This is a genomic window from Streptococcus sp. C150 (assembly GCF_000187445.1).
Lineage (GTDB): Bacteria > Bacillota > Bacilli > Lactobacillales > Streptococcaceae > Streptococcus > Streptococcus raffinosi.
Genome location: NZ_GL698449.1, coordinates 438,774 through 457,068, shown reverse-complemented (window position 1 = coordinate 457,068; position 18,295 = coordinate 438,774). Strand labels below are relative to the sequence as shown.

Genomic DNA, 18,295 nt, shown 5'->3' with positions numbered 1-18,295 from the left:
AAAAAGAAGCTATCTCTTCAGATAGCCTCTTCCTATTATTTTGTTAATGAGAATGGGAAAGCTTTGTAGTTACTATAATCAAAGCTTGGTCCCAAATCAGAGATGAATTGGACTGGCGTGTAGGTTCCATTTTCAAGAATAAAACCAGGCTTAGCTTGGAAACCAGCTCCCCCTAGTCCAGTAATACCAGGAAGCAAGGTTGAAAAATCGCCACCTTCCCAAACGTAGAGATTACCAGAAATTTGAACAGCTTTTGCAGTCGTTGAACTTTGACGATAGGGTTCGTAATCGACATTGAAATTAGCTTTTGAAGTGACGTTACCATTGGCATCTACTGTGAAACTAATATCTGTCGCCTGAGGACTGGTACCAGTCCAAGTTCCCACTAATGCTGCTGGAACAGGAGCGTCACTTTGACTATCCCTTGTTGTTTGACTAGACTTATTGGAATCAGAAGTAGCACTGCTACTTGCACCTGATTGAGCATCATTTCCAGCTGTAGCTTGATTTTTTGAGGAGCTAGCTTCAGGAGTACTCGCTTCTTCTTGACCTTGGTCTTTTTTTGAAGCTGACGCATCTGACTTAGCCTGTTTGTCGGTCTTCTTTTCAGTTGACCTTGTAGATGACTTAACTAACTGAGATGTTGAAGGTGTAGATGATGCTGCGGTGTCTTTTTCTGACTTAGAGCCACATCCAACAAGGGTTGTAGAAACTGCTACAGACAACAAAACAAGTGAGCAAACACGGATAACTTTTCTTTTCATTTTCATAAACCTCTTTTCTATATGTCTATTATATCTATTTTATTACAAAAATCAAGCATTGTTTGTAATTTTGTAACATTTACGTCATTATTTGTATCCCTGTCTTAAGTTAATATGTCTGTGTAACCAAAAAAAGCCTATCACTCCTTGAGGAATGATAGACTTTGGGATATGATCTAAGCACTTCTTATCTGCTAGAGGTATCCTTATTACTATTTGTCTTCTCTTTCAAGATAACCTTTATAAGAGAGAAGGTTAAAGCTATCCTCTAAGAGAATAATGCGCTTACCATCATCTACAAGGACATAATAGTATGACTTGCTCGCATCGTGGTAGATGTCATTAACACTCTTAGCCTGATAACCATGTGACTTAAGAGACTTCTGTATTTTAGCAAACTCTTTTTGCACCTTACCACTATCTACGCTGCCTGATTGATCCACCAGATATTCTTTTAAAGGCTTAGCAATTAAGATATCTTTACCATCAGAATCTGTAGTAACAACCCCATTTTCAGAGATAGTCCCTTCTCCTTCTGAATCATCATCGGAATCAAATTTTTTCCATTTGCCAACAAAAACTTTTGGAACCGCTACCTTATGAAAAAGATATATCTTTTTTAAATCTTTGGTACTTCTTGATCCGTAGTAGAGGTCTGATAAGAATAAATCTAGAACTAAGTTTGTCCCATCTTTCTGAATCAGATTATAGTAGCCAAACACATCCGTCTTTACCAGGATGATCTCTTTGGTCTGTAATTGGTATTTCTTGTCAAAATCAGCAATCGTTTTTAGTTTTGAATCACTGACGTCCTCTAAGCTTGTTTCAAACTTCTGTCTTACTTTCTGACCAGTAGAGATTTCTTTGATTTCTTCTTCCCTATGGCCTGCAACAAGTTTTGATTTTTTCCCACTTAACTCATAAACCAAACCAGCATTATAACTAGTTACCCACAAACCATTCAAGTTTGTTTCTTTGAAAGAAAACAAAAAGACACCAAGACTTGTTGCTAGGACAAGAAATAAAGCAATACCCAAACCAATAAAAGTCTTCTTCCCAAACTTTTTCTGTTTAACAAAGACAAGCTGCTGTGCTGAAGTTTGGTTGACCATCTGACCAGTCACTTGATTTGGTAAAGGCGTGGCTCCTGCAGGCACGGAATTTCCATTGTTAGAAAAAGTAGCTTGTCTACCTTCCATAACAAACTCACCATTTTGAAGAGCCTGCTGACACTCCTGAATAGTGGGCTTACGATTATTAATCACTTCAAAATATTCAATCCATTCTTTTCGATTCATCATCTCTCCTAACAGTTCTTAACAGAAAAATCTATCACTCGATTGGAAGTGATAGATTTTTCAATTATTTAAGCACTTCTTGTGTCTTAGCATAGTTAGCTTCAACAGCTTCTTTTTCAGCTTTCCACCAGTCTTGGTGATCGGTATACCACTTGATTGTTTCTTCTAAACCTGATTCAAAGTTTGTGAATTGTGGTTCCCAACCAAGTTCTTCACGCAATTTTGTTGAATCGATTGCGTAACGCAAATCGTGACCAGCACGGTCTGTAACACGGTCGTATGCGTCTTTTGGTTGACCCATTTTTTCAAGGATAAGCTCAAGCACTTCCTTGTTGTTCTTTTCACCATCGGCACCAATCAAGTAAGTTTCACCGATACGACCTTTAGTGAGGATAGCCCAAACACCAGTTGAGTGGTCGTTAGTATGAATCCAGTCACGGACGTTTTTACCTTCACCGTAAAGTTTTGGTTTAATTCCTGACAAGATATTAGTGATTTGACGTGGGATGAATTTTTCGATGTGTTGGTATGGTCCATAGTTGTTTGAGCAGTTTGAAATTGTTGCCTTAACGCCAAATGAACGCACCCATGCTTTAACGATAAGGTCTGAAGCAGCCTTAGTTGATGAGTAAGGTGATGATGGGTTGTATTTGGTTTCTGCGGTGAATTTTTCACCAGGACCTTCACCATGTCCAGGAAGGTCTTCACGCAATGGAAGGTCACCATAAACTTCGTCTGTTGACACGTGGTGGAAACGAATGTCGTATTTACGAGCTGCTTCCAAGAGTGTGTAGGTACCAATGAAGTTTGTGTAGATGAATGGAGATGGGTCATTCAATGAGTTATCATTGTGACTTTCAGCCGCATAGTGAACAATGGCATCCGCCTTAGCAGCCAATTTGTCTACCAATTCAGCATCAGCAATGTCCCCTACAACCAATTCAACACGGTCACCAAGGATTTCTTCAATGTTAGCACGGTTACCAGCGTAAGTGAGTTTGTCAAGGACAGTCACATGTACGTCTGGATGATTGTTGTAGACATAGTGTACGAAGTTTGAACCGATGAAACCTGCGCCACCGGTTACGATAATGTTTTTGTATTCAGTCATTTTTTCTCCAAATTTCTTTGTTCCTTAATCGTTCCTTTAGCTAGTGAGGGACGCCAGCAACCCTTCGGTTTCATGGCTAAATCTGGAGCCGAAGTCTCCGGATTTCCCTACAAGATTCCCTAAGGGAATCTTGTTTTCACTAGGGCAGGAACAATCTTATAGCGCTCCTTGTAGTCGCGATTCTGCTGTGCAAAGTTCGTTCTTACAAATCCTCTGGTTTGAGTGGTTTAACGTCTTTGAGCAATGGGTGATTTTTGTCTGCTTCTGAGACTTCTGCTTCTTTCAAGTTTTCCCACTTGATATCAAGACTAGGGTCAGCGTAGTAGACAAAGGCGTATTTTGGTTTAAGTTCGAGTGCCCAGTAGTCATTCACAAGATAGCTGTAGGCGACCTTATCAGACAAAACTTGGAAACCATTGGCAACACCACGAGGAACGAAAATTCCTTTTGAGGCATCAATCACTGTTTGGTAGGTATTTCCAAAGGTTTCGCCCTCACGGAGGTCAACCCAAGTTCCAAGGACCTTTCCTTCATCTGCTACTGAGATGTATTTGTCCCATGGCTCAGCATGCAAGCCACGCAAAACATTTTTACGGGAGAAGGAAACGTTATTTTGCAATTTGCCTTCAGCAAAGAATGATTCTGGAAAACCAAGTGGCAACATCTTTTCCTTTTGGAAGTTTTCCTTGAACCAGCCTCGGTTATCACCATGCACCGGGATGTCAAATTCAATCATGCCTGGGATAGCATCAATCTTGTGTGCTGCAAGTTCTTTTCCAAAAAATTGTTCTGTCATTATGCTTCTCCAATCAAACGGAGCAAATATTGTCCGTATTCATTCTTTTTAAGTGGTTGTGCCAATTCGAGGACCTGCTCTTTAGTGATGTAGCCCATACGATAGGCAATTTCTTCAAGGTTAGCCACTTGAACATTTTGCAAACGCTGAACCGTTTCAATGTACTGCGCCGCTTGCAAGAGACTTTCGTGAGTGCCTGTATCCAACCAAGCAAAACCACGTCCCATCAGCTCAACAGAGAGGTCCCCACGATCCAAGTAAGCCTTGTTAACATCAGTGATTTCAAGCTCTCCACGAGGACTTGGTTTGATGTTTTTAGCAATGTCCACGACATCATTGTCATAGAAATAAAGACCAGTTACAGCAAAGTTTGATTTTGGATGCTCTGGCTTTTCTTCGATGGAAATAGCGTTCATATCATCATCAAACTCAACCACACCAAAACGTTCTGGATCCTTAACTTGGTAACCAAAGACTGTTGCACCTTTTTCCTTAGCTTCAGCACGTTGAAGCATAGCAGAAAGGCCATTGCCATGGAAAATATTGTCACCAAGGACTAGGGCAACGCTGTCATCACCGATGAAGTCTTCACCAATAATAAAGGCCTGCGCCAATCCATCTGGACTTGGTTGCACAGCGTATGATAGTGAAATACCAAACTCTGAACCGTCACCGAGGAGCTCTTCAAACCGTGGAAGGTCCTGTGGTGTTGAGATGATGAGGATTTCCTTGATTCCAGCCAACATGAGCGTTGACAATGGGTAGTAAATCATTGGTTTATCATAAATCGGCATCAGTTGTTTTGATGCAGCACGAGTCAATGGATACAAACGCGTCCCTGAACCGCCTGCAAGAATAATACCTTTCATAAGAAGGCTCCTTTTTTCTCTAATATATTACCTTTATTTTAGCATTTTTCAGCCCCCTTGTCACGACAAAGCCAGAGCTATTAAGCTTTCATTAAGAAAATCAAAGCTGTCCATTTTCTTAATAAAAAAGAATCAGCCAACGTTTCTCTATAGTAAGAGAAAGCTAACTGATTCTGAATATTTGGGGAAGGATAACTAGTCTTAATCCTGTTTCTTTATGTAATTAGCGACTGGATAATCTGTACTGTCCAAGTTACCAGGTCGGTTCATGACCAAATCAACCAGATTTTTTCCAATCAGTGGCCCTGTTGTAAGACCAGAGGAACCTAAACCTGAAGCAACGAAGACGTTTTTAAGCTCTGGAACTTCTCCAAAGAAAGGTGAGAAGTCACTCGTGTAGGCTCTCGTTCCCACACGTTCCGAGAAGGACTTGTCAGTACTTAAGTCAGGGAAATAGGTCTTAGCCTCCTCCTCCAGAACTTCTAAAACAGCTTCATCAACTGTCAAATCAAAGCCTTGATCATTCTCATGACTGGCACCTACCGAAATCTTTCCACCCGCAAATGGAATGACATCTAATTCGCCCTCTGGCATCAGAACTGGTAATTTACCAGTATCCATGCCCTCAAAGAAATAGTCTCGTAACTGACCTTTTTGAGGACGAACATCCACTTCAAAACCAAGGGGTTCAAGCGTTTGACCTAGCCAGGCACCACAAGCGAGGATGACCTTATCAAAAGTTTGACCATCAATCTCATAAGTACCATCGTCAAGAGGAGAGAGTGTAACTTGACCTTCTAACTTTTCAAAACCAGAAGCCTTAATCAAAGTAGCAGTCAGTTCTGCACCTTCGACTCTGGCTCCCCCAGAGGCATAGAGATAACGGTTAAAGCCAGTGAATTCAGGAAGGGTACTCGCATTTTTAATAGAGAGTTCACCAATAATGGGTGATTCTTCGAGTCTGGTCTCAGCATGCTCATACAAACCATCCAATTTACTATCGTCTTTCTTAAGAAGGGCCACACCAGACTGATCATAGAAACTCTTGTCATAACCATCATTTCCAAGATCTGAAACTAACTCTTGGTAAAAATCAGCTCCCAGTCTAGCCATGCGATACCAGGCCTTATTACGACGCTTGGAAAACCAGGGACTAATAATTCCTGCTGCTGCCTTGGTTGCCTGTCCAAGACCATGGTCAAAAACAGTAACTTCTACTTCTTTTTCCTTTGACAAGTAATAGGCAGCCGTTGAACCGACGATGCCTGCGCCAACAATTGCAATTTTCATTTTTTACTCCATCTATTTGAAAAGAGCTGAGTCCTATACACATAGGCACAGCTCTTTGTATTTCTTTTATCCCAAGGCCACATCCATAACCATCATGACGACAAAGCCAACCATAAGGCCCAAGGTTGCTACATCAGTATTACCATTAGTCTGTGATTCAGGAATCAATTCTTCCGTTACTACAAAGATCATGGCACCAGCCGCAAAAGCCAAAGCGTAAGGGATGATTGCCATCATCCACATGACAAGAGCGGCACCCATAACTGCACCTATAGGCTCAACGATAGCTGACATAGACCCCCAATAAAAGGCCTTAAGTCAAGATTTTCCATCTGCTCGAATTGGGATAGAAAGGGCTACACCTTCAGGGACATTCTGCAAACCAATCCCTATAGCTAGACCAATGGCTCCCATCAGACCCGCGAATGTCATATTGCCACCAGCCAAGGCTCCGAAAGTCACACCGACTGCTAATCCCTCTGGAAAATTATGAATCGTAATAGCCAAAAAGAGTAGGGCTGTCTTTGACAATTTCTTCTTACGAGGTTGAATACCTTCTGCTTTTGAAATATCATTTCCCAAATGCAAGTGAGGGACGACAGCATCAATCAAACGAAGAGCGACACCACCAAGTAAGAAGCCAGCTGCCGCTGGAAACCAAGACCACTTCCCATAGCCATTTTGGCTAGCATAAGCTAAAGAAGGGTCCAAGAGTGACCAGAATGAGGCCGCAATCATGACTCCAGCCGCAAAGCCCATCATGATATCTAACAATTTACGGCTAATATGCTTGAAAAAGAAAACAATAGCCGAGCCGACAATGGTACAACCCCAAGTGAAAAGACCAGCAAGTAAGGCCAACAAGACCACATGTTGATGTAAAAGCCAAGTCACAGATAGATCCTCCTAGAGATGGTCAAAGGGATTAGTTGACGACTGACTTTCAAGAATTGTCACATTCCAGCCCTTCTCAAGCTTCCAAGCCTCAAGTTTCTCAGCAATCTTTGCGATAAAGAGAGCTTCAATATGGTGACCAGGATCAATTGCCAAGAGGCCATTGGTAATCATTTCCTGACCAGTATGGTAATAAACATCACCCGTGATAAAGACTTGTGCGCCCTTTGTCAAAGCATCCTTGTAAAATCCTTGACCGCTACCACCACAAATAGCCACACGGTTAACAAGAGGATTTTCATGATTATAACGAACCAGGCGAATACTATCTAAGCCAAAAACAGACTTGACTTTAAGAGCAAGTTCTTCAATGGTTTGTGGCACAATATCACCCACTCGACCGATTCCTTGTTTGTCAGCAGTCTCCGTCAAATAAGTCGTCTTCTTAATATCAAGTAAGTCACAAAACCAATCATTGAGACCATCATCCACCACATCAATATTGGTATGACTCACATAGACAGCAATGTCGTTCTTTACAAGATCAAGCAAAATATCACGGTCAGGCGAAGACACCAAATCCTTAACCGGACGGAAAATAGGGGCATGTTTGGCAATGATGAGGTCCACACCTTTTTCAATGGCTTCGGCTACTGTATTCTCACGAACATCCAAGGTAACCATGACCTTCTGAATTTCTTTGTCCAGACTGCCAATCTGCAAGCCAACCACATCACCTTTCATGGAAAGTTCCTGTGGACAAAAGCTTTCATAAGACTTGATAAGTTCACTAGCTAACATGGTTCAAAACCTCCTTAATGGTTTGGATTTTCTCTTCGACAGCTGCACGGTCAGACTGATTGGCAAGAGGAATGGATCCTAAAGCAATCTCCAATTTATTGTTTTCACGTTGCCATTTGAGCTGGAAGACTTGAGACTGGTCTTTCATGAGATGAGGTCCAAAGCGAACCTCTTTATCTGATAGAGTCATTTGACCAGCCTCAGCCACCATAATTTCGTAGTATTTGCCATTTTCGGTCATGATGGCTTCTGCGACAATGACAAAACCATTTTCCATCAACCAAATACGAAGGTCGTCTTCACGATTATTGGGTTGCAGAATCAGACGTTCCACACCTTTAAGTTTATCCTTACCAGAATCAAGAATATCCGCAATCAAACGTCCCCCCATACCACAAATCGTGATAGTTGTGACAGCATCAGAAGGTTCAAAAGCTGCCAAGCCGTTAGCCAAGCGCACGTCAATCTTATCTTTGAAACCAGAAGCTGAGACATTAGTAAGAGCAGATTCATAAGGGCCTTTCACCACTTCACCAGCAATAGCTGAGTGAATCAAGCCCTTTTCAAGTAAATAAATAGGGAGGTAGGCGTGGTCACTACCTACATCTAAAAGTTTTGCGTCTTTAGGGACGAAGGTTGCTACGTCCTTAAGGCGTTGAGATAATTGTACGTACATCTTTCATCTTTCTATTTTTAAAGTCTCTTCATTATATCAAAAAAGGAGGTTGGTAAGAAATGCTTTTAACACATTTCCTAGCAACTTCCTTGTATCTTATGTCTTGTCTCCAGTAAAGACAAAGAATTTTGAAATAACGTAGTTAAGAACAATAATCAAAACTTGTGAGAATAAGCTTTCAATTCCATTTACCCAAGCATGACTATGACCAACAAATTGACCGATAATCTCTGGATAGGTATCTACCAAGAAATAGGCGAGAGCCAAATCAAGAACTAAGGTTAAGAGACGAGCTCCCACAAATTTAACAAAGCGTGTAGCCATACCAGCTTTTGCTTGACTGAACACAAAAACATCATTCGTGAAAAAAGCAAAAACGATGGCAATGGCATTTGCCAAAACTGCTGATAGGGTACCTTGTTGACTCACAGCGAAAATCAAGGTACGACTAACCATATAAACTACAGTCGCCAAAACACCAAAGAAAAGGTATTTAAAAACTTCTGTGGCCATAAAAGCTTTAAGCTTATTAATCATATTTAGTCCAACCCAATTTCCGCACGGACGACATCCGCAATAGTGTCAACATAGTAATTCACTTCATCATCTGTTGGTGCTTCTGCCATAACACGAAGGAGAGGTTCTGTACCACTAGGGCGAACCAAGATACGACCGTTCCCAGCCATCTCAGCTTCCATTTTTTCAATGATAGCTGCAATCGCAGGAACTTCCATGGCTTTAGTTTTCATGCTATTTTCCACACGAATATTAACCAGTTTTTGAGGGTAAATCGTCACTTCTGATGCTAATTCAGACAAGCTCTTACCTGTTTCAATCATGACTTTAGTCAATTGAATAGCTGTCAATTGACCATCACCAGTTGTATTGTAATCCATGATAATAACGTGACCAGACTGTTCACCACCAAGGTTATAGCCATTTTTACGCATTTCTTCTACAACATAACGGTCACCAACGGCAGTCACGACCTTGTTAATTCCCTCACGATCAAGTGCCTTGTGGAAACCAAGGTTTGACATAACAGTTGTCACAATTGTATTTTTAGCCAACTCACCTTTTTCAGACAAGTGTTTACCGATAATATACATGACCTTGTCGCCATCAACAATATCACCATTTTCATCAACAGCGATGAGACGGTCACTATCCCCATCAAAGGCAAGACCAATGGCTGAACCACTTTCTTTAACCAAGGCTTGCAATTGCTCTGGATGTGTTGAACCCACTCCAGCATTGATGTTAAGACCATCTGGTTGATCCCCGATAACCGTAATATCGGCATTCAAATCAAGGAAAACATTACGAGCTGACACAGCAGCTGCACCATTAGCAGTGTCCAAGGCAACCTTCAGTCCACCAAGATCAACACCTGTTGCCACCAAGAATTTTTCATACTTGCGAAGACCTTCTGGATAATCTACAAGTGTTCCAAGACCCTCAGCTGATGGACGTGGAAGAGTATCCTCTGCTGCATCAAGAAGGGCTTCAATTTCCGCTTCACGCGCATCATCCAATTTAAAGCCATCTCCCCCAAAGAACTTAATACCATTATCAAGAGCTGGATTATGGCTGGCTGAAATCATAACACCAGCACTGGCATTTTCCGTACGTACCAAGTATGAAACACCTGGAGTCGCAAGTACTCCAAGTTTGTAGACTTCGATACCTACTGATAAAAGACCTGCCACCAAAGCTGATTCTAACATTTCCCCTGAAATACGTGTATCACGTGCCACAAAGACCTTAGGACGGCCAGTTTCGTGTTGGCTAAGCACATAACCACCGAAGCGACCTAATTTAAAGGCCAATTCAGGCGTGAGCTCAACATTAGCTTCTCCACGAACACCGTCTGTTCCAAAATATTTACCCATAATTTTATTTTTAGTGCCCCAGCACTAAATCCTCCTTAAACTTTGATGCTGTCTAACAAGAGCAAAAGTAATCTAGTGAAATCTACCTAGATAGTTTAACTTTATCTGATTTCACCGATATTTTCAACCCTTCTTGTATAACTTTTTGGCTATTGCGCCAATTTTACCAGATTAAGCCTTCTCCATTTTGTCTATTTTACATAAACTTGGAAAATGGCCATTCTCTATTTTTGGGTGACCTTCAAATTAACTTTAACCGTATTTGGTTGCACTGTCACACCATCAGCTGAAAGCTTGAGCGTTTGTGTAGTATCCTTGGTCACATGACTAATATCTACTGGAACAGTGATGCTATCAATCTTATCCATAGCTTCCTGACTACCAACAATGGTCACATGGCCTCGATCAAAACTATAACTGATACTAGACACATTGCTAGCCTTATCTCCAGTCAACTCTACCTTAACAGGGACAGATTTGCTCAATTTTCTCAAAGTAATTTTGGCATGAACCTTAGCTGGAGAAATCGAGCTAGCCAAGACTGTCCCATTAGCTGAAACAGCTTGCAACAATAAGTTGCCATCATAATCATCAGACAAGTTGGCACCGCCTTCCAAAACTGCTTGAACGTGGTCAATTTGATTGATGATATCTTCACTTGATGTCACCTCTACCTTGGTTTCATCCAAGCTAACCTTTTTTACTTCGTAGCCATTAGCCAACTTATCTGGTGTGATATTTGCAACCACATCAAATGTCTTGCTAGCTTTTTTACCAATGGTTGCTGTCAAGGTCGATGGCGATACTTGGGCAGACATTCCAGCTGGTAAATTCTTAACCTGAATAGGAACCCGACTTGTCCCTTGGCCAAGATTTGACAAATCTGCAACTAACTTAAAATGGCGCGTATCGCTTGTTGCTTCAGTCGTCAAAGCTAACTGAGTAGTCGCTGTCAAATAAACCTCAGCGTCATAAGAATAACCACTGATAAAGTAATTATCACTGTCGTACTTAATATCTACAGGAACAGATTCTACTGTTTGCGTGAAGGTATTCGAAGCACTTGAGCTATTACTTTTATTTTGCGTATTACCAGACCAAGCCGTGACGAATAGCGTAACCGCAAAGAAGAGCGCAACTAGTATTTGCCACCAACGATCATTTTTTAATACACGGACAATGCGTTTCATTTTTTGCTACCTCCCATCCAACGTTGGAAGAATGACTGACGAGGTTCTTGCTCTTTCAACAAAATAAGACTCAACTCTTGCTCAAACTCTTGAATGGACAGTCCATGCAAGAAATTACCCTTATAAGCAATGGAAATCGCACCTGTTTCTTCAGATACGACAAAGGTAAGAGCATCTGTTTGCTCTGAAAGACCAATAGCGGCCCTGTGACGTGTTCCGAATTCCTTAGAAATTTTATTAGATTCCGAAAGCGGTAGATAAGAACAAGCTGTCGCAACCTTATTATCTCTGATGATAACTGCCCCATCATGAAGCGGTGTATTAGGGATAAAAATATTAATCAACAGTTCCCCTGTTACAACTGCATCAAGCGGAATTCCTGTCACAATTTGTTCTTGCAGAGTTTGCGTCTGTTCAATAGAGACGAGGGCTCCAATCTTACGAGGGCTCATATACTTAGCGGCTTTAACAAAAGCTTGAACCAATTTCTCATCTGAACTCACTTCTTTATTTTGCAAAAAATGCTGAGGCGTACGTCCAAAGGTTTCAAGTGCAGAACGAAGCTCTGGCGCAAAGATTACAACCGCCGCAATGGCACCATAGTTGATAACCTGATTCATCAAATAAGAAATCGTTGTGAAGCCTATAAAATCAGAAATAAATTTTACAAAAATAAATAAGACTACCCCTTGAACTAGGGTCATGATTTTGGTTCCCCTCAGGGCCCTAATAAAGCGGTAAATTAAAAAAGCAACAATCAATATGTCCAAACTATTGACGATAACTTTCAACGGACTATCAAAGAGTGACCGCCAGAAATCAATATCAATGGACGACAGTATACCCATACATATCACACTTTCTTTTAATTTTTAAACAGTTCCTATTATACCACGAATTCAAACTATTTTGAGACTACAATCACTACTTTTTGTGATAAAATAAATTCATGACTATAAAAACTACCATGGGTATCTTGGCAGGAAAGACTAGCCACTTTGTCCTCTCCAAATTAGGACGTGGGTCAACCCTCCCAGGAAAAATCGCCCTTAAATTTGACAAAAACATTTTAGACACACTGGCCAAAGATTATGAAATCGTCGTTGTTACAGGAACCAACGGAAAGACTCTAACAACAGCTTTGACAGTTGGAATCTTAAAAGAAGCTTTTGGTGACATTGTGACCAATCCTAGTGGAGCCAACATGATCACAGGGATTACTTCTACTTTCCTAACCGCTAAAAGAGCTAAATCAGGTAAGAAAATCGCTGTCTTGGAGATTGACGAAGCCAGCCTACCAAAAATCACAGAGTACATCACCCCAAGTCTATTTGTCTTCACAAATATTTTCCGTGACCAAATGGACCGCTACGGTGAAATCTATACTACTTATCAGATGATTTTAGATGGTGCCGCCAAGGCACCCAAGGCTACTATTTTGGCTAATGGGGACAGTCCCCTCTTCAACTCTAAAGAAGTCATCAATCCTGTACGTTTCTATGGTTTTGATACTGAAAAGCATGCGCCAGAGCTGGCCCATTATAATACTGAAGGCATTGTCTGTCCTAAGTGTGAGCGTATTCTTCAGTATCGCCTCAATACTTACGCTAACTTGGGTGACTACACCTGCCCTAACTGCGATTTCCACCGTCCAGAATTAGATTATAAGCTAACGAAGTTGACTAAAATCACTAACACGACTTCTGAATTTGTCATTGATGGACAAGACTACAAGATTAATGTCGGTGGTCTCTACAACATCTACAATGCCCTTGCTGCGGTTTCTGTTGCTGAATTCTTCGGTGTGGCTCCTGAAAAAATCAAGGCTGGGTTTAATAAGAGCCGTGCCGTTTTTGGACGCCAAGAAACCTTTAAGATTGGCAACAAATCATGTACCCTCGTACTCATTAAGAATCCAGTTGGCGCTAGCCAAGCTCTCGAAATGATTAAGCTTGCAGATTATCCATTTAGCTTGTCAGTTCTTCTTAACGCCAACTATGCTGACGGTATTGATACTAGCTGGATTTGGGATGCCAACTTTGAAAGCATTCTCGACATGGATATTCCTGAGATTAATGCTGGTGGTGTCCGTCACTCTGAAATTGCCCGCCGTCTTCGTGTGACTGGCTACCCAGAGGACAAGATTACGCAAGCAGAAAAGCTCGAAGATATTATGGCCTTGATTGAAAAGCAAGATTGCGACCATGCCTATATCCTAGCTACCTATACTGCCATGCTTGAATTTCGTGACATTCTTGCCCAACGTCATGCTGTCGGAAAGGAGATGAACTAATGACCTATACTTCTCTCAAATCTCCAGAAAATCGTGACTACACCTACGACCTAAATGTTGCCCACCTTTATGGTAATCTGCTCAATACCTACGGGGACAATGGTAATGTCCTTATGATCAAATACGTGGGGGAAAAACTTGGTGCTAAAATGACCTTCGATATCGTTTCTGTTGGGGACGACTTTGACAAAGATCACTACGACATGGTCTTCTTTGGAGGTGGTCAAGACTACGAACAATCCATCGTTGCCAAAGACCTACCATCTAAACGTGACGCTATTGATCAATTCATCCAAGATAATAAGGTCATCCTAGCCATCTGCGGTGGTTTCCAACTTCTTGGACAATATTACATCCAAGCTAACGGGGTTCGCATTGACGGCATTGGTGTTATGGGCCACTACACCCTCAATCAAGAAAATAACCGTTACATCGGTGACATCAAAATTCATAACGAAGAATTCGATGAAACCTATTATGGCTTTGAAAATCACCAAGGACGTACCTTCCTTTCAGATGACGAGAAACCACTTGGAAAGGTGGTCTACGGTAATGGTAACAATAAGGAAGACGGTTCCGAGGGTGTTCACTACAAGAATGTTTATGGTAGCTACTTCCACGGCCCAATTCTTTCTCGTAATGCCAACCTCGCCTACCGACTGGTAACTACAGCCCTTCGTAACAAGTATGGCCAGGACATTTCACTGCCAAGTTATGATGACATCCTCTCAAGCGAGGTAGCTGAAGAGTATGCAGATACTAAATCAAAAGCAGAATTCGAAAAGTAAGTCTTCTACATAGCAAAATAGCGAAGCCAATCGGCTTCGCTATTTTCATGTTATCTCTATTTCCAAAGACGTCTTTTCTTCATTCTGTCTTCAATTTTACGATTATCAATCCTTAGAATAGCAATCATATCAAACAAGAGCCAGGTTCTTTTTGGATAGACGATATATTTTGGAGACCAGATTGGAGAGAATTTTTCCTTATAACGTTGGAGGCCACTGAAAGAGTAAAAACGCTGTGCAAAAACATAAACCAGATTGGCAACCTTTTCTTCTAAGAAACTATCTTCTTCAGTACCGACGTTGGCTAGGGGAGCCATCCCCATATCAAAGTACTGCTTGCCTTCTGCTTGGAAGTATTGGAAGAGTTTGACAAAGAGGTAGTCCATAATGCCTTCAGGTGCCTTTTCAAAGTCATATCGCATGAGGTCAATCGTGGCCACTCTTTTATTTTTGGTTGGCATGATATTGGCAAAGGCAACAATTTCTCCCTCTTCACTCTCAACAATGGCAATCGGCGCTTGTTGCAGATAGGCTTCATCGAAGAAACCAAGAGAGAAACCTTTCTCCTTACGACCATTAAGCCAAACATCTGAGACAGCTCTCATTTCCTGCATTTGAGTCTCTGAAAATGGCGGTTGAAGCAATTTAAATTGGAAACCAGCTTTTTCCACGCGATTAGTCGGTTTACGGAATTTCTTACCATGCTTTCCTTCAACCGAAAACGTCGTCAAGTCAACCATAGCATTTTCTCCGAACTTCATGAAGTCAAATCCATAGTCATGAAGCATGAGGGTAATACTTTCATCTGCCTCATAAAATAGGGCTTGCAGATTCCAATCAGATAAAGCGCTTAGAAAGGCTTCCCATGCTGGTCGATAATAATCTTCATTCCCAATCGGATTTCCCATAACCACGCACTTGTTACTGGTTTGAGCGAATTGGAAAACTACTTGGTCCTGTCCATCAACACGATACCAAAAGAGGTGTTTGTCATGTAGGTAAGCCAAAGCACTTTCTGATGCACCTCCATATTTTGACAAAAGAGCTGTAAAACGTTCATCATCCATTTTTTGACCGAAAGTCTTACGAGGTGCCAAAATTTTCAAGAGCCCCCAAACAATGGTTGCAATGATAACAGCTGCCAATAAAATATTAAACCAGATATGGATAAAATGTCCAAGAACATCACGGCTCTTCGGTGGCAAGAGATGAGACCAGAAACCATTTCCCCCTAAAACAAGGAGAACCAAAATCGTAAAAGCAAGAAAGAGGAAATCTTTAGTCTTATCTTCCCAGCTATACACAAAATAACGATGGATCAATTTCTTTCTGATAATAAGCACAATCACCAAAGAAAGTGAAATCAAGAAGGTCATGGCCCAAGAAATGCCATTAAGGTTGACATAAATCAAGGCTAAGACAAAGGTTAATAAAGAGGCAGGAAATGCTCCCTTAACCCGACGCTTAATGAGACGAGCCATGAAAATAAAGAGAGTTCCAAATAAAATACTTGGGAACTGCCAAATCAACTGTTCCTGAATTGGATCAAAACGGTTAATCAAATAGACATCAGCCAACCGTTCTGGAATTAAAGCTGACAAAATCAAGAAGATTCCCAAGAAACGCAAGAGATAGACCAAGAAACGATATAAGCTCCCTGCAAATACCCGTGAAGAAACCCTGAAATACTTATCATTGATACGTCCTCCCATGTGTTTGAAAAAGAAGACGACTCCCAACAAGAATGGAATGACATAGTAAGTCAAACGAAAAAGTAAGAGCAAGCTAACCGCCATGGCATTACTAACACCCATTGAGGTTAGACCAGTAATGACAATAAGATCAAAACTACCAATCCCTCCTGGAATCATTGAGAAAATACCAATGATAACAGCTAGTAGGTAGAGCGGAATCAGATTGTAAAGATGAACATGTAATCCCATCAAATAGGCGACACTGACAAAGCTCCCAAGAGCAGTTCCCCACTCAGCTGTAGAAGCCAAAAGAAGACTTAGCCTCGTTTTCAAAGGTACCTGCCCAAAATAGGCCAACTTTTCCCGACTGGAAATAAAGAAAATAAAGGGCAAATAAAGGAAAATCCCTAACAAAAGCAGCCAATACTTTCTTAAATCTGGACTCAGAGGAAGAAACCAAAAACTAACAAATACCAAGCCACTCAAGAGTGACAATCCCGACATAAAGTAAGGCAATAAACGCGACAGTGCTTTAACACCCGTCTTTTCCTGCCCATCCTCAGAATAGAAAGAATACCGTAAACCGACATCAACCAAACCAGCAAAACCAGCCAGGTTATTAATCGTATTAACCGCCCAACTCGTCTCTAAAATATAGGGTTTGGAATAATCCGTCTCTAACTCCTTATTCAGGATTAAATCATAAAACAACATGGGGAGTACGGCGACTAACCCAATTATAATCATGAGAATAAGGTGCCAAATAGACAAGCCTGACAGAGCCGATTCTAACGACTCTAATGTAATGGTTCGCTTCAACCGGACCAGTTCAATAACGACAAGAACCGTAATTGAGATAAAGAAGATGGATTTGATTGCTGTTTTTAAAGGTTGTAATCTCTCCAAAAGACTCTTCATGCCACCACCTCTTTTCGACTAATTCTCACTAAATCACGAATTATTTGATTAAAGACCTTGTATTTTCGTTGAGCTAAACGGTGTCCTTGCCGACGCTCAACATACAGCTTATGAATCGGAAAGAGTTCCGAAATCTCTTTGGAATGCCTAAAACTAATAACATCCCTTTGCCCCATAACCACCCAAACAGGATAGGGTGCCTTGTGTAATTGCTCCCTATCCAAGGGTAAATCATGCAACATGAGACCTGTTACTTTTGCCATAATATCCATTTTAGCTGAAAATGGCGATAAGGCCTTCAAACAAAGATATTGTAAATGAACCAAGAATCTTGAGCGTCTAGTCAAACCATTAAAGGTCATGTTACCCGCATTCAGTAAGAGACCCGCAATCCGGTCAGGAAAGCGACTAGCATAAACCATAGCTAGATTGGCCCCATCACTGTGACCAACAAACAAGGCCTTTTTGATATTTAAAAATTGCAAAATTTCCTCCAAATCGGCAGCCATCTGTTCAAAGGTCATCTTAACACTCTGACGACTGGATCTACCGTGATTACGACTATCAATAAAAATTAAGCGATAGTCTCGATATAGAATTCCTTGCTTAGCAAAGTAGTTTCCAGACAAATTATTGCCATGCAAAAAGACAATTGGAAAACCCTTACCAAGATCCCGATAATAGATGATTTGACCATCTTTAACTTTGAATTCCATAATATTACCTACCTTTTCACTACCGTATTCTTATACGATGATTAGTCTTATAAGGTATAAGGTCCGATACCATAAAACAAGGTGCTCAGACCCTCTCACTACATTATAACACTTCCCTTAGGTAAGAGTCAGAATATTTGTGCATTTTCTGCAAAAAAGAAAAAGCCTTTTCAGGCTTTTATAAATAAAATCTTTTTGAGACTTCCCTTAAGTGAGTACGGACGTCAGCGACCTTCTTCGAAGTTCCATGACTAATTCTATAATGATTCAACCACTTTTCTCACAGCGGGAAGTCTCGTCTAGCT

16 protein-coding genes and 1 pseudogene are annotated in these 18,295 nt (G+C 41.1%); 2 read left to right on the top strand and 15 right to left on the bottom strand.

What is annotated here, in order from left to right:
- Window positions 1–35 precede the first annotated feature (35 nt).
- The 13 genes and pseudogenes from HMPREF0848_RS02220 to cdaA form a co-directional block, all read right to left on the bottom strand.
- A complete protein-coding gene (locus tag HMPREF0848_RS02220; protein WP_050787992.1) occupies window positions 36–770 on the bottom strand; it encodes a hypothetical protein in 735 nt (244 codons plus the stop codon).
- A 206-nt stretch (window positions 771–976) separates the two neighbouring features.
- Entirely contained in the window at window positions 977–2,062 is a 1,086-nt protein-coding gene (locus HMPREF0848_RS02215; RefSeq protein WP_008534335.1) for a hypothetical protein, read from the bottom strand.
- A 64-nt stretch (window positions 2,063–2,126) separates the two neighbouring features.
- Entirely contained in the window at window positions 2,127–3,173 is a 1,047-nt protein-coding gene (gene rfbB / locus HMPREF0848_RS02210) for a dTDP-glucose 4,6-dehydratase (protein WP_003096936.1), read from the bottom strand.
- A 202-nt stretch (window positions 3,174–3,375) separates the two neighbouring features.
- Window positions 3,376–3,969, bottom strand: coding sequence for a dTDP-4-dehydrorhamnose 3,5-epimerase family protein (locus HMPREF0848_RS02205; RefSeq protein ID WP_008534332.1), 594 nt, complete (start codon window positions 3,967–3,969; stop codon window positions 3,376–3,378).
- Entirely contained in the window at window positions 3,969–4,838 is an 870-nt protein-coding gene (gene rfbA / locus HMPREF0848_RS02200) for a glucose-1-phosphate thymidylyltransferase RfbA (RefSeq protein WP_002888905.1), read from the bottom strand. The genes HMPREF0848_RS02205 and rfbA overlap by 1 nt, the downstream gene beginning before the upstream one ends.
- A gap of 201 nt (window positions 4,839–5,039) precedes the next feature.
- Complete coding sequence (locus tag HMPREF0848_RS02195; RefSeq protein WP_008534331.1) at window positions 5,040–6,128, bottom strand: NAD(P)/FAD-dependent oxidoreductase; 1,089 nt, start codon at window positions 6,126–6,128, stop codon at window positions 5,040–5,042.
- A 66-nt stretch (window positions 6,129–6,194) separates the two neighbouring features.
- Window positions 6,195–7,022, bottom strand: a pseudogene (locus HMPREF0848_RS02190) (ZIP family metal transporter).
- A 12-nt stretch (window positions 7,023–7,034) separates the two neighbouring features.
- Window positions 7,035–7,823 (bottom strand): Nif3-like dinuclear metal center hexameric protein, encoded by a 789-nt coding sequence (locus HMPREF0848_RS02185; RefSeq protein WP_008534326.1) that lies wholly within the window; start codon window positions 7,821–7,823, stop codon window positions 7,035–7,037.
- The gene (locus HMPREF0848_RS02180; RefSeq protein WP_008534325.1) at window positions 7,813–8,499 is read right to left on the bottom strand and encodes a tRNA (adenine(22)-N(1))-methyltransferase; all 687 of its coding nucleotides are present in this window, start codon (window positions 8,497–8,499) and stop codon (window positions 7,813–7,815) included. The genes HMPREF0848_RS02185 and HMPREF0848_RS02180 overlap by 11 nt, the downstream gene beginning before the upstream one ends.
- Before the next feature lie 96 nt (window positions 8,500–8,595).
- Complete coding sequence (locus HMPREF0848_RS02175) at window positions 8,596–9,036, bottom strand: GtrA family protein (RefSeq protein WP_037608797.1); 441 nt, start codon at window positions 9,034–9,036, stop codon at window positions 8,596–8,598.
- Window positions 9,037–9,038: 2 nt separating this feature from the next.
- Complete coding sequence (gene glmM / locus HMPREF0848_RS02170; protein WP_008534323.1) at window positions 9,039–10,391, bottom strand: phosphoglucosamine mutase; 1,353 nt, start codon at window positions 10,389–10,391, stop codon at window positions 9,039–9,041.
- 224 nt (window positions 10,392–10,615) lie between these two features.
- Window positions 10,616–11,581, bottom strand: coding sequence for a CdaR family protein (locus HMPREF0848_RS02165; RefSeq protein ID WP_008534322.1), 966 nt, complete (start codon window positions 11,579–11,581; stop codon window positions 10,616–10,618).
- A complete protein-coding gene (cdaA, locus tag HMPREF0848_RS02160; RefSeq protein WP_021152019.1) occupies window positions 11,578–12,429 on the bottom strand; it encodes a diadenylate cyclase CdaA in 852 nt (283 codons plus the stop codon). Before cdaA ends, HMPREF0848_RS02165 begins: the two co-directional genes overlap by 4 nt.
- A gap of 101 nt (window positions 12,430–12,530) precedes the next feature.
- On the opposite strand from cdaA, the gene murT reads away from it, so the two are divergent.
- Window positions 12,531–13,874 (top strand): lipid II isoglutaminyl synthase subunit MurT, encoded by a 1,344-nt coding sequence (gene murT, locus HMPREF0848_RS02155; RefSeq protein WP_037608795.1) that lies wholly within the window; start codon window positions 12,531–12,533, stop codon window positions 13,872–13,874.
- A complete protein-coding gene (gene gatD, locus HMPREF0848_RS02150) occupies window positions 13,874–14,662 on the top strand; it encodes a lipid II isoglutaminyl synthase subunit GatD (RefSeq protein ID WP_008534320.1) in 789 nt (262 codons plus the stop codon). The genes murT and gatD overlap by 1 nt, the downstream gene beginning before the upstream one ends.
- A gap of 56 nt (window positions 14,663–14,718) precedes the next feature.
- On the opposite strand, the gene mprF is transcribed toward gatD, so the two are convergent.
- Together mprF and HMPREF0848_RS02140 are read right to left on the bottom strand one after the other, a co-directional pair.
- Window positions 14,719–17,274, bottom strand: a complete 2,556-nt coding sequence (mprF, locus tag HMPREF0848_RS02145) for a bifunctional lysylphosphatidylglycerol flippase/synthetase MprF (protein ID WP_008534318.1) — start codon at window positions 17,272–17,274, stop codon at window positions 14,719–14,721.
- Window positions 17,271–17,990, bottom strand: coding sequence for an alpha/beta fold hydrolase (locus HMPREF0848_RS02140; protein ID WP_008534316.1), 720 nt, complete (start codon window positions 17,988–17,990; stop codon window positions 17,271–17,273). The genes mprF and HMPREF0848_RS02140 overlap by 4 nt, the downstream gene beginning before the upstream one ends.
- Window positions 17,991–18,295: the final 305 nt, after the last annotated feature.

What these genes read in the sequence shown, in the direction of transcription:
- HMPREF0848_RS02220 (WP_050787992.1), bottom strand. Translation starts at nt 770, where the DNA reads ATGAAAATGAAAAGAAAAGTTATCCGTGTTTGCTCACTTGTTTTGTTG.
- HMPREF0848_RS02215 (WP_008534335.1), bottom strand. Translation starts at nt 2,062, where the DNA reads ATGAATCGAAAAGAATGGATTGAATATTTTGAAGTGATTAATAATCGT.
- rfbB (WP_003096936.1), bottom strand. Translation starts at nt 3,173, where the DNA reads ATGACTGAATACAAAAACATTATCGTAACCGGTGGCGCAGGTTTCATC.
- HMPREF0848_RS02205 (WP_008534332.1), bottom strand. Translation starts at nt 3,969, where the DNA reads ATGACAGAACAATTTTTTGGAAAAGAACTTGCAGCACACAAGATTGAT.
- rfbA (WP_002888905.1), bottom strand. Translation starts at nt 4,838, where the DNA reads ATGAAAGGTATTATTCTTGCAGGCGGTTCAGGGACGCGTTTGTATCCA.
- HMPREF0848_RS02195 (WP_008534331.1), bottom strand. Translation starts at nt 6,128, where the DNA reads ATGAAAATTGCAATTGTTGGCGCAGGCATCGTCGGTTCAACGGCTGCC.
- HMPREF0848_RS02185 (WP_008534326.1), bottom strand. Translation starts at nt 7,823, where the DNA reads ATGTTAGCTAGTGAACTTATCAAGTCTTATGAAAGCTTTTGTCCACAG.
- HMPREF0848_RS02180 (WP_008534325.1), bottom strand. Translation starts at nt 8,499, where the DNA reads ATGTACGTACAATTATCTCAACGCCTTAAGGACGTAGCAACCTTCGTC.
- HMPREF0848_RS02175 (WP_037608797.1), bottom strand. Translation starts at nt 9,036, where the DNA reads ATGATTAATAAGCTTAAAGCTTTTATGGCCACAGAAGTTTTTAAATAC.
- glmM (WP_008534323.1), bottom strand. Translation starts at nt 10,391, where the DNA reads ATGGGTAAATATTTTGGAACAGACGGTGTTCGTGGAGAAGCTAATGTT.
- HMPREF0848_RS02165 (WP_008534322.1), bottom strand. Translation starts at nt 11,581, where the DNA reads ATGAAACGCATTGTCCGTGTATTAAAAAATGATCGTTGGTGGCAAATA.
- cdaA (WP_021152019.1), bottom strand. Translation starts at nt 12,429, where the DNA reads ATGGGTATACTGTCGTCCATTGATATTGATTTCTGGCGGTCACTCTTT.
- murT (WP_037608795.1), top strand. Translation starts at nt 12,531, where the DNA reads ATGACTATAAAAACTACCATGGGTATCTTGGCAGGAAAGACTAGCCAC.
- gatD (WP_008534320.1), top strand. Translation starts at nt 13,874, where the DNA reads ATGACCTATACTTCTCTCAAATCTCCAGAAAATCGTGACTACACCTAC.
- mprF (WP_008534318.1), bottom strand. Translation starts at nt 17,274, where the DNA reads ATGAAGAGTCTTTTGGAGAGATTACAACCTTTAAAAACAGCAATCAAA.
- HMPREF0848_RS02140 (WP_008534316.1), bottom strand. Translation starts at nt 17,990, where the DNA reads ATGGAATTCAAAGTTAAAGATGGTCAAATCATCTATTATCGGGATCTT.